This window comes from Streptomyces sp. URMC 126 (genome assembly GCF_051386555.1).
GTDB lineage: Bacteria > Actinomycetota > Actinomycetes > Streptomycetales > Streptomycetaceae > Streptomyces.
In genome coordinates this window covers 1-10,456 of record NZ_JBPQTX010000251.1, presented here as the reverse complement: position 1 = coordinate 10,456, position 10,456 = coordinate 1, and the positions used below count along the sequence as shown (strand labels likewise).

Here is a 10,456-nt window from a genome sequence, read left to right as displayed (position 1 = left end):
GCGCGGGGAGCGGGGGCGCGGGGGGCGGAGGCGCGGGCGGCCAAGCCCCGCCGCGCGGGGAGGCGCCGCCCCCGGGCGCGGCTCCGGGCGCGCCCGCCCCGGCGTCGGGTCCTTGCCGGTCGGCCGTCATCGAGGTCGCCTCGGGCCCGGACAAGGGCCGTACGTTCACCGAGATCGTGCCCCCCGGGGCGTCCCGGCAGTACACGGTGGGCCAGCGGGTCGTCCTGGCCTACGCCCCCAAGGCGCCCGAGAACCTGCGCTATTCGGTCACGGACGTGGACCGTGACCTTCCGGTCGGGCTGCTGGCCGGTCTGTTCGCCGTGGCCGTGGTGGCCATCGGGCGGCTGCGGGGGGTCTTCGCGCTGGTGGCCCTGGTCATCAGCTTCGGCGTCCTGACGCTGTTCATCCTCCCCGCCGTGCTGCAAGGGTCCGACCCGCTGCTGGTCGCCGTGGTCGGCGGCAGCGCGATCATGCTGATCGCGCTGTACCTGTGCCACGGCCTCACCGCCCGCACCTCGGTCGCGGTCCTGGGGACGCTCACGTCGCTGCTGGTCATCGGTCTGCTGGGGTCGTGGTTCATCGACTGGGCGCGGCTGACGGGGAACACCGACGACCAGACCGGGCTGGTGCACGGCCTCTACCCGGGGATCGAGACCCAGGGTCTGCTGCTGGCGGGCATCATCATCGGCTCGCTGGGGGTCCTGGACGATGTGACGGTCACCCAGACCTCGGCGGTGTGGGAGCTGAAGGAGGCCAATCGCTCGGCGAGTTGGCGCGAATTGTACGGTGCGGCGATGCGCATCGGGCGGGACCATATCGCCTCTGTCGTCAATACGCTCGTGATGGCGTACGCCGGTGCGTCACTGCCGTTGCTCCTGTTGTTCTCGATCGCCGACAGCGGTGTGGGAAGGGTGGCCACGAGCGAGATCGTCGCGGAGGAGATCGTACGGACGCTGGTCGGCAGCATCGGGCTTGTGCTCTCGGTGCCGGTGACGACGCTGCTGGCGGCGCTCGTCGTCAGTGCCGACCGGCGGGTGGAGGACGGGAGCGGCGAGGCGGGGGCGGGGGGCGGCGGTACGCGGTCGGGAGGCGGTCGCCGCCGCCGGGCGAAGCGCTAGCCGGCGCCCGGCCCCGCCGGGACGAACGGTGCGGGCAGTGAGCGCTTACGGGCGCGGGAGGTGCGGTCGGGCGGGGCGAACGGTAGGGCGCTGACGGGCGCGGAACGGCCGGACGGGGGGCTGCCGGTGATCGGGGAGACGGGCCGGGTGACGGGGGCGATCGGCCCCGGGCTGGTCGGCGAGGTGATGCTCCCCGTGCGCGGGGGCGCCGAGGCGTTCCTGGCGTACGCCCTGGATCCGGGCGAGCGGATCACGCGCGGAACGCTCGTGGTCGTCGTGGAGTACCAGCCGCCCCGGACGGTCTACGTGACGCGCGCCTACGGGTGATCCGGCGCCATGGCCGGCCCGGCCACAACACAAAAGGGGGAAACGGGACATGTTCATCGGGATCGTGGCGGGGGCCGTCGTGGCGGCTCTCGCCCTCGCGGTAGGGCTGTTCAAACTGATGTGGCGCGTCGCCGAGCCCAACGAGGCCCTGGTCATCTCCGGTTCGAAGCACCGCACGGAGGGGCTCGGGGAGGGCATGGGATTCCGGATCGTCACCGGGCGGGGCACGCTGGTGCTGCCCGGGGTGCAGGTGGTGCGCAAGCTGTCCCTGGACCTCAACGAGGCGCAGTTGCACGTGGATTGCGTGACGAACCAGGGCATTCCGCTCAAAGTCCATGGCGTGGTGATCTTCAAGGTGGGTGACGACTTCGTCTCGATCGCCAACGCGGCCCGCCGCTTCCTGGACCAGCAGAAGTTCGTATCGGAACGGGTCCACAACGTGTTCGCCGGCCATCTGCGGTCGATCGTGGGCGGGCTGACCGTCGAGGACATGATCCGCGACCGGGAACGGCTGACGGGCGAGACCCGGGCCGCGTCCGGCACCGAGATGGAGAAGCTGGGCCTGATCATCGACTCCTTGCAGATCCACGAGATCCAGGACCCGACCGGTTACATCAAGAACCTGTCCGCGCCGCACGCCGCCGCGGTGCACCGGGACGCCCGGATCGCCCAGGCCGAGGCGGACCGGCTGGCCACCGAGGCCGAGCAGCAGGCGGCGGCGCGGATGGCCCAGGCGACCCGGGACAGCGAGATCCTCCAGGCCGGCTACCAGGCCGAGCGGGACGGCGCCGCGGCCAAGGCGCGGCAGGCCGGGCCCCTGGCCGAGGCCGCCGCGCAGCAGGAGGTGGTGGTCCAGGAGACGCGCGTGGCCGAGCTGGCGGCCCGGCGCCGGGAGCAGCAGCTCCAGGCGGACGTCCGGAAGCCCGCCGACGCGGCGGCGTACAAGACGCGGACCCAGGCCGAGGCGGAGCGGGACGCGCGGATCTCGGCGGCGCAGGCGCTGGCCCGGGAGACGGAACTGGCCGCGGCGGCCGACGCGACGCGGGTGAAGACGGAGGCGGCGGCGGAGGCGGAGGCCACCAAGGCGCGCGGGCTGGCCGAGGCGGCGTCGACGCGGGCCACCGGTGAGGCGGAGGCGGCGTCCGGGCAGGCCCAGGGTGTCGCCGAGGCCGAGGCGGCCAAGGCCCAGGGCCTGGCCGAGGCGGAGGCGGCGCGGGCTCAGGGCCTCGCCGAAGCGGAGGCCACCCGGGCCCGCGGGCTGGCGGAGGCCGAGGCGGCCAAGGCCCGGGGCCTCGCGGAGGCGGAGGCGGCCCGGGCCCGTGGGCTGGCGGAAGCGGAGGCGATCAAGGCCAGGGCGGCGGCGCTGGCGGAGAACCAGGACGCGGTGGTCGCCCAGCAACTGGCCGAGAAGTGGCCCGAGATCGTCGGGGCCGGCGCCCAGGCGTTCGGGAGCGTGGATCACATGGTGGTGCTGAACGGCGCGGACGGTCTGTCGGAGGCGTTCGCCAAGGCGCTGACGCTGGGGGGTACGGGCCTGGGGCTGGCGCGGCAGCTGCTGACGGCCATGGGGAGCGGCACCGGGGGTGGTGACGGCCGGGTGCCGGGGGCCGGGGGAGGCACCGACGGCGGCACCGGGGCCGGGAACCCCGACCGGGGCACGGCCACCGCGCCGGGCGGCTCCGTACCGCGCACCGAGCGGGTGCCGGTCGAGCGGCCCGCCGGGAACCCGGCCGGGGGCGGAGGTGCCGGGCCGGCGCGTTAACCGGCGTTCTGCCCCTCGGTGTTGCCGGCGAGGATGCTCTCGAGCGCCGCGGCCAGGTCGTAGTCGAAGTCGGCGACCGAGCGCTCCTCGCCGAGCGGGGCGACCCGGTCCGTCCGGTCCAGGAAGGCCACGAGGGGCGCGGCTCCGGCCCGGAACAGCGCCCCTTCACCGCCCACTTGCAGACGGATGAAGACGTCCGAGAGGTGCTGCGCGGAGGCGGGGGCGATGTGCACATCGCCTTCGCCCGAGGGCTGGCTCAACCCGTCCAGCAGCAACTCCCTTGCGAAAGCCCAGGTCACCGGGGCGTCGCCGGGCAGATGAAAGGTGAACTTGACCGCGTAGGGATCGCTGCTGTCATAGGCCAGCTCCACCGGGATACGGAAGGACAGCTCCTCGGAGACGAGGAACGTCATGATCACTTCTGCCTGAACTGTGTCGCGCATCGCCCAATGCCCCGTCTTTGTCGGTTTGGCCGGGATTGGATCCTCATGGCCCTACTCATGACGCCATAGTCTGACAACAACGTCCTGCGGATCACAAGGAGTGATTTTTCAGTTACCGATAGAGATTGAGAGGGAGCTTACGGCTCTTCGACTCTGGAGAGTAGCGACTCGACTACGCCGTGGAGTCGTTCCGCCGGATTCCGGGCGGACATAAGCAGAGAACTGGCCAAAGTGCGCCGCCGCCCGCCGCCGGGGCGAGACGGCGGACGGGCGGTGTACGGCCGCCGTACGGACGGCGGACCCGTCCGCTCACGCGGCGGGAACGACGCCGAGACGACGGGGAAACGGGCGGTTCGGGCTCCGTCTACTCCTGCCCCGAGCAAACCGGTTGGAATCGTGCCGGGACGTGCCGGAGGGGCGGAAATCCCGCCCCTCCTCGCACACTCGGTGCCGGGGTGAACCGGCCGTACCGGCTGACGGCCGAAGTTACTCCCCGCGTTCCGATTCGTTGAGTTGACGAATTCACCGGAGCGACGGGCCTACCAGTCGCCGCCCTTCGACGACGAGGACCCCGTGAACTTCTTGACGACGAAGATCAGGCCGCCGATCAGGGCCACCAGCAGCAGCGCCTTGAACAGGACGTCGATGACGATCCCCAGCACGCTGATGATCAGGCTGCCGAACACCACGCACACGAGCACCGGCAGGGCGATCCACTGCACCCACCACGGCAGTCCCGCGAGTATCCCCTTCTGAGCCATGTCGTTCCCTGCTCTCCGCTTCGCGCGTCGTTGTCGGATCACTCCGGGGCCCTGTCGGACCCCGTCCGGATCACGGTCGGGTCACGGCCGCCGTGCCACATCGCGGTCCGCAGCGCGAGCGGCTGGCGGAGCGTGTGCCACCGGTGTCACCGGCCGTCCGGAGCGGTCGCCCCGGCCTGCTTCGATGCTAGGGCGGTCCGGGGTGCGAACGGGGCCGCCGCGGCCCCGGAACGACCCTGAACCTTCCCCTACGGGATGAGGGCGAACGACCCTGAGACCCCGGTCCCCGCACGGCCTCGGCCGGGCCGGCTCTCCGAGCGGACCGGCCCCGACGCCGGCCCGACGACGACGCCAGCCGACGGCGACGTCAGCTCTCCGGCGGGGAGAAGACGACCAGGACCCGGAGATCCTCGCTGATGTGGTGGAACCGGTGGGCCACCCCGGCCGGAACGTAGACGACGCTGCCCCGCCCGACCTCCGTCGTCTCGTCCCCCACGGTGATCGACGCCCGGCCGCTCACGACCACGTACACCTCGTCCTGGGCGTGCGGGCCCTGCGGGTCCACGTCGCCGGCGTCGAGCGCGTAGAGGCCGACCGACATGTTCCGCTCCCGCAGGAACTGCAGGTACGCCCCCTCGTTGGCGGCTCGCTCCGCCTCCAGCTCGTCCAGCCGGAACGCCTTCATCCGCCGTCTCCTCCTCCGGGCGCCGGCCGTGCCGCCGATCGCCGATCCCACCTGTCGGTCCCGTCTGCCACGATCTCACGTATGAAGAATTTCGTAGTCAAGACGATCGCCAACGCGGCGGCCCTCGCAGTCGCGATCTGGCTGCTCAAGGGCATCACCCTGGCCGGTGAGACGACCGCGGCCAAGGCGATCACGCTGCTTGTCGTGGCGCTCCTGTTCGGCCTGGTCAACTTTGTCGTCAAGCCGGTCGTCAAACTGCTGTCGTTCCCGCTCTTCATCCTCACGCTCGGCCTGATCACCCTGGTGATCAACGCGTTGATGCTGCTGCTGACCAGTTGGCTGGCCGGCAAGTTCGATCTCGCGTTCCACGTGGGAGGCTTCGGGGCCGCTCTGGTGGGCGGCGTGATCATCTCCATCGTGGCGTGGGCGATGCACGTGATCCTGCCGGACGACAAGGACTGATCCGGCACGGGCGGGGAGGCCGACGGGCGCGTGACGGAAGGCGGGGTGGCAGGCGGGAGGCGGGGCGGGAGCCCGGAGACCGAAGGCGGCGGGGACGCGAGGGTCCCCGGCACCTCACCGGCCGGCCTGCGGCGGGTCGTAGCCGACCGTGTTGGCGGCCAGCTCCTCCGCGGTGATCTCCGTCGACCAGCCTTCCGGCGGCTCCTGGTACGGGCTGCACGCCCCGCAGGCGGCGCAGGTCCACCGGCCGTGGATGCCGTGCACGATGGCACCGCAGCCGGCGCACGTGTCCGTGGTGTAGTACGGCGGTTCACCGGGCAGGGCGGGTGACCGCCATGGGTACGGAGGGTCCGGGGACGCGCCGGCGGAGAACTCATCCATGCGCCCCAGACTGCCACGGGCGCGCCCCGGCGCACACCTTGTCGGCGCAACGCGTCGCGACGCGTTCCGCGCGCCGTGAGATCACCGGCACCCGGCCGGGGACGAGCGTCCGGAAGCCCGGCCGGGCAAGACGACCGCGAGATCGACAAAACGACCGGCCGACGCCGACGTCCGAGCCGTCCGTCGACAAAGTGACACCCGCAAAGCGGGTCGCCCGCAGGGGTTTTGGGCCCGCGACCGGCCGCTCGGCAGCGGCCCGGGCGGCGGGGAAAGCGCGCGGCGGCAGCGCGAAGACGGCTCAAGCCTCCCCCCTCATGGCTTGAGCCGCCACGGTCCGCGTGAAGAAGAACCGCGCGACCAAGGCTAGTTGACTCTGCGTCAGTGTCCAATCACCCTGGCGACACAGCCCTATCGACTTATTTATAGTTCCTCTACGGTCGGTGGCGGACCTCCCGGGGAGACGGCATGGATCTGACCCTGTTGCGCACGTTCGTCACCGTCCACCGGGCGGGCTCCTTCACCCGCGCCGCCGCACTCCTGGGCCTGTCCCAGCCGGCGGTCACCGGGCAGATACGCACCCTGGAGCGCCGGCTCGGCCACCCCCTCTTCCTCCGCCGGGCGCGCGGCGTCACGCCCACCACCCTCGGGGACGAGCTGGCCCACCGGGTCGCCCCGCACGTGGACGCCCTGCTGGAGATCACCGAGTCCGGCCTCGACGAGCAGTGGCCGCACCGCACCCTGCACCTGGCGGGGCCGCCGGAGTTCACCGCGCTGCGCGTCCTGCCCGCCCTGAGCCCGTTGATCACGCAGGGGCTCACCGTGCGAGCGGCCCAGGGCATGTCGGAGGCCCTCTTCGACGGGCTGGCCGCCGGCCACCACGAACTCGCCGTCACCACGTCCCGTCCCCGCGGCCGGCTGCTGACCGCGACGCCGCTCTGCGACGAGGAGCACGTCCTGGTCGCGGCGCCGCGCTGGGCCGCCCGGCTCGGCGGCGGGATCGTGGTGCGCGACAAGGGGGTGGCCGTCCTGGAACACCTGCCGGTGGTGGAGGTGGACGAGAGCCTGCCGTTCGTCACCCGCTACTGGTCCGCCGTCTTCGACAGCAAGCCCGTCACCACCGGCGCCGTCATCGCCCCCGACCTGCGGGCGGTGCTGTCCTGCGTGGTCGCGGGGGCGGGCATCGCGGTGCTGCCCCGCTATCTCTGCGAGGACGCGCTCGACACCGGCGAGGTCGTGGCCCTGCTCAGTCCGCCGGTGCCCCCGCTGCGTACGTACTTCCTCGTCGTCCGGGCCGGCACGCTGGCCCACCCGCATCTGGCCCGGGCACACGAGTGGCTGCTGCGCGCCGCCGTTTCCTGGTGAGGAAAGGGTTTCGCGACGGTCGTGACGCGGCAGATGTCGCTTATGACCGTACGACCGGTGGTCAAACGCACCGCCCGTGCCATTCTGCTGGAAGGCGACCCGGGGCCGAGGCCGGGCTCGGGGCCCGGGGCGGGCACCGAATCCCCCTCCGGTGACCCGCACCTCATCCTCATCAAGCGCACCAAACCCGGGCAGGCCCCCTACTGGATCACTCCGGGTGGGGGCGTCGAGGCCGGCGACGAGACCGTGATCGCCGCCCTGCACCGGGAAGTCGACGAGGAGCTCGGCGCGAAGATCGTGGACGTCGTGCCCGCGTTCGTCGACACCGTCCTCCACGTCCCCGATCCCACCGACCCCGACGACCGGACCGTCCCCGGCGGCGTCAAGGTCCAGCACTTCTTCGTCTGCCGCCTGGCCTCCATGGACCTCGCCCTGCGGCACGGCCCGGAGGTCGACGAACCGCGCGGCACCTACGAGGTGGTCCGGGTGCCGTTCACCCGCGAGGGCATCGCGTCGGTGGAGGTCGTGCCGCCCTCGCTCCGGGCCTACCTGCTGGAGAACGTCGAGGGGGTACGGGCGCTGCTCGCCGACGATCTCGGGTGAGGCGGCGCGGGGAGCGCCGGGGCCGGTCTTCCCCTAGGGGCGACCGGCCGCCACCCCGAAGTAGTCGCCGCCCCTGTGACGGTGGCCGTCCGCCGGGTCGGGACCACCGGTGGCCGGCACGTCCGGGGCGATCGCCTCGTCCGAAGCGTCCGGCCCGTCGGGCTCGACCCGCGCTCCCCGTCCGTCCGGCACCCGGCTCAGCCATGGGATGTACTTGCCGCAGTGCACATACGCCTCCTCCACGGTGATCTCCACCCAGACCGGCGTACGGCGGCCCGGCACCCGCTCGGCGGGCAGCCCGGGGTGCGCGGCGCGCATCTCGGCGTCCTCGACCACCCTGGCGCGGCCGTTGACGTGGAGCCCGACGCGGTCCTGGAAGAAGTCGACGAGGAGGATGCCGACCCGGGGGTTCTCCTCGATGTTGCCGAGGCTGGCGAGGACGCCGTTGCCCCGGTACTCGGGGTAGGCGAGGGTCCGTTCGTCCAACGCCCTGAGGAATCCGGGGGGTCCGGCCCGGAAGGTGTTGTCGCAGGCCCCGCCCGCGTCGGCGGTGGCCAGGAAGAACATCTCCTGCCGGGAAAGGAACTCCCGCATGGCGGAGTTGACGTGCCCGAGCATCTGTCCGGCGTAGAAACGGTCGGCCCGCTCGGCGGTGCCGAACCGCTTCTGCAGGGCGTGCTCCCCCGCGCTGCCGGGGCGCGGAGCCGGCGGCTCCGGGCTGGTGGCACCCCATGCCGCCGCCCCTCCCGCCACCGCCCCGTCCACCGCCGCTGCCGGCCGGTCCGTCCGCATCAGCCCCTCGCCTCCGCCAGAAGTCCGTCGATCGAGTCGTGCCGTATCCGATGGGTCGGGATGCCGATCCCGACCAGGGTGTCCAGGCCGCTGCGGATCATCCCCGGCGGTCCCGACAGGTAGGCGTCATAGGCGTTCCACGGCCCGTACGCCCGGACCACGTGCGGGAGTTGGCCGGTCAGCGCGCTCGTGGGACCGTCGGAGACGACCGGGCGGACGGACAGCCAGGGGTGGGCCCGTTCCAGATCCCGCATGGTGTCCATGTCGTACAGGTCGCCGTCGTGCCGGGCGCCGTAGAAGACCTCGACGGGCCGGCTGCCGCCGTGCTCGGCGACGTCCTCCACCAGCGCCTTGATCGGGGCGATGCCGGTACCGCCGCCGAGGCACAACAGCCCATTGTCAGTGGTGTGGTCCACAATCATGGAACCGGCGGGAGGACCGAGTCGCAGGACGTCCCCGGGGCGGGCGCGGTGGACCAGCGCACCGGACACCCAGCCGGCGGGGACGGCCTTGACGTGGAGGGAGAGCAGCCCGTCCGGACGGGGGGCGGAGGAGAAGGAGTAGTGCCGCCACACACGCGGCCACCAGGGGGTTTCGACGCTGGTGTACTGACCGGCGAGGAAGGGGTACGGCTGGTCGGGGCGGAGTGTGATCACGGCGATGTCCGGCGTGCGGAGTTCGTGTCCGACGATCTCCGCCTGCCACCAGGGGGGTGAGGTCAGTTCGTCCTCGGCGGCCGCGTCGATCATGATCTGCGAGATCACCGTGTAGACCCGCACCCAGGCGGCCTCCGCCGCCGGGCTCCAGGTGCGGGTGGCATGGCGGGTGAGAGCGCCGATGAGGCTCTCACCCACGGCGGGGTAGTGCTCGGGCCGGGTGCCGTACTTGCGGTGGCCGCGCCCCAGCCGGGAGAGGTACGCGGTGAGGGCCGCCGTGTCGTCGACGTGCCGGGCGGCCGTCAGCAGGGCCTTGAAGAGCCGGTCGCGCTGGGCGTCCATGGCCGGGGGGAAGAGATCGCGCAGTGGGGGGTGGTGGAGGAAGAGCAGCGCGTAGAAGTGCGAGACGGCCTTGTCGGCGATCGGCTCGATCTCGTCCAGGGTGCGGCGGATGAGGACGCCGTCAGGGGTGGCGTCGGGGCCGCCCCCGCCCGCCTCGGCCGCGGCGGCCGTGGCACCGGCGTGCCCGCCGCCGCCCCGCTCGGCGCTCCGGCCGGGCGCGCCCTGGGCCGGGGAGGGCCGGTCGCCGGGCCGGACCGAGTCGTCGCGTACCGGGCCGCGGGAGGGGCGGTGGACGTCACCGTCGGCGCGGTGCGGTCGGTCGGCGGGCGCGCCGGGAGCGGCCGGCCGCGGCGGCTCCGGGCCGTCGGCCCGCGAGCGGGCCGTTCCGGTGCCCGTGGGCAGCCCTGGCGCCGCGACCGTTGGCGTGCACGCACCGATGCGTCGCCATGCCGCCGGTGCTTCCCCGCCCGGAGCCGGCTCGCCGTTCCGCCCGTGGACCGGTACGCCGGCCGCCGCCGCGGCCAACGCGTGGGGGCGCCCCGCGCCCGCCGGACCGGGCACGGAACCCGGCGCGGACCCGGGCGTGGAACCGGGCGCGGACCCGGGCGTCGTTCCGGCCCCCATGCCCGTCGCCGTGCCGGTCACCGAGCCGGACCGTAAGCCGTCCGCCGAGCCGTTGTCCGCCGGCCCGTTCGGGTGCCCCGCCGCCGGGGTCCCGGCCGGGGACGGGCCGGCGAAGGGCCCGGGCGGGAGGGCCGGGGT

Annotated in this window: 12 protein-coding genes; 6 read left to right on the top strand and 6 right to left on the bottom strand. The window is 73.0% G+C overall.

Features of this window, described 5'->3' with window-relative positions; all coding sequences use genetic code 11:
• From ACSNOK_RS25070 to ACSNOK_RS25060, 3 genes are all read left to right on the top strand, one after another.
• A partial coding sequence (locus tag ACSNOK_RS25070; RefSeq protein ID WP_436783027.1) for a YibE/F family protein occupies positions 1-1,118 on the top strand: 1,118 nt, incomplete at its 5' end.
• A 126-nt stretch (positions 1,119-1,244) separates the two neighbouring features.
• On the top strand, positions 1,245-1,445 hold the full coding sequence (locus tag ACSNOK_RS25065) for a hypothetical protein (RefSeq protein WP_436783026.1): 201 nt from the start codon (positions 1,245-1,247) through the stop codon (positions 1,443-1,445).
• A gap of 49 nt (positions 1,446-1,494) precedes the next feature.
• A complete protein-coding gene (locus tag ACSNOK_RS25060) occupies positions 1,495-3,207 on the top strand; it encodes an SPFH domain-containing protein (protein WP_436783025.1) in 1,713 nt (570 codons plus the stop codon).
• On the opposite strand, the gene ACSNOK_RS25055 is transcribed toward ACSNOK_RS25060, so the two are convergent.
• The 3 genes from ACSNOK_RS25055 to ACSNOK_RS25045 all read right to left on the bottom strand — a co-directional run bounded on the left by ACSNOK_RS25055 (position 3,204) and on the right by ACSNOK_RS25045 (position 5,096).
• Positions 3,204-3,650, bottom strand: a complete 447-nt coding sequence (locus tag ACSNOK_RS25055; protein WP_004948386.1) for an SsgA family sporulation/cell division regulator — start codon at positions 3,648-3,650, stop codon at positions 3,204-3,206. The two genes, ACSNOK_RS25060 and ACSNOK_RS25055, sit on opposite strands and share 4 nt — an antisense overlap.
• Before the next feature lie 539 nt (positions 3,651-4,189).
• A complete protein-coding gene (locus ACSNOK_RS25050) occupies positions 4,190-4,411 on the bottom strand; it encodes a DUF5326 family protein (protein WP_436783024.1) in 222 nt (73 codons plus the stop codon).
• Positions 4,412-4,778: 367 nt separating this feature from the next.
• Positions 4,779-5,096 carry a cupin domain-containing protein gene (locus ACSNOK_RS25045; RefSeq protein WP_436783023.1) on the bottom strand — a complete coding sequence of 106 codons (318 nt, stop codon included), beginning with the start codon at positions 5,094-5,096 and terminating at the stop codon, positions 4,779-4,781.
• 81 nt (positions 5,097-5,177) lie between these two features.
• Between ACSNOK_RS25045 and ACSNOK_RS25040 the strand changes: the two genes are divergently transcribed.
• Positions 5,178-5,558 (top strand): phage holin family protein, encoded by a 381-nt coding sequence (locus ACSNOK_RS25040; protein ID WP_436783022.1) that lies wholly within the window; start codon positions 5,178-5,180, stop codon positions 5,556-5,558.
• Between the two features lie 114 nt (positions 5,559-5,672).
• Here ACSNOK_RS25040 and ACSNOK_RS25035 read toward each other — a convergent pair whose 3' ends face one another.
• A complete protein-coding gene (locus ACSNOK_RS25035) occupies positions 5,673-5,939 on the bottom strand; it encodes a hypothetical protein (protein WP_436783021.1) in 267 nt (88 codons plus the stop codon).
• Positions 5,940-6,404: 465 nt separating this feature from the next.
• Between ACSNOK_RS25035 and ACSNOK_RS25030 the strand changes: the two genes are divergently transcribed.
• Together ACSNOK_RS25030 and ACSNOK_RS25025 are read left to right on the top strand one after the other, a co-directional pair.
• Positions 6,405-7,301, top strand: coding sequence for a LysR family transcriptional regulator (locus ACSNOK_RS25030; RefSeq protein ID WP_436783020.1), 897 nt, complete (start codon positions 6,405-6,407; stop codon positions 7,299-7,301).
• A 42-nt stretch (positions 7,302-7,343) separates the two neighbouring features.
• A complete protein-coding gene (locus tag ACSNOK_RS25025; RefSeq protein ID WP_436783019.1) occupies positions 7,344-7,904 on the top strand; it encodes an NUDIX domain-containing protein in 561 nt (186 codons plus the stop codon).
• 33 nt (positions 7,905-7,937) lie between these two features.
• Here the strand turns inward: ACSNOK_RS25025 and ACSNOK_RS25020 are convergent, their stop codons facing one another.
• Together ACSNOK_RS25020 and ACSNOK_RS25015 are read right to left on the bottom strand one after the other, a co-directional pair.
• The gene (locus ACSNOK_RS25020; protein WP_436783018.1) at positions 7,938-8,696 is read right to left on the bottom strand and encodes a pyridoxamine 5'-phosphate oxidase family protein; all 759 of its coding nucleotides are present in this window, start codon (positions 8,694-8,696) and stop codon (positions 7,938-7,940) included.
• Positions 8,696-10,318 carry a globin domain-containing protein gene (locus tag ACSNOK_RS25015; RefSeq protein ID WP_436783028.1) on the bottom strand — a complete coding sequence of 541 codons (1,623 nt, stop codon included), beginning with the start codon at positions 10,316-10,318 and terminating at the stop codon, positions 8,696-8,698. Before ACSNOK_RS25015 ends, ACSNOK_RS25020 begins: the two co-directional genes overlap by 1 nt.
• Positions 10,319-10,456 lie beyond the last annotated feature (138 nt).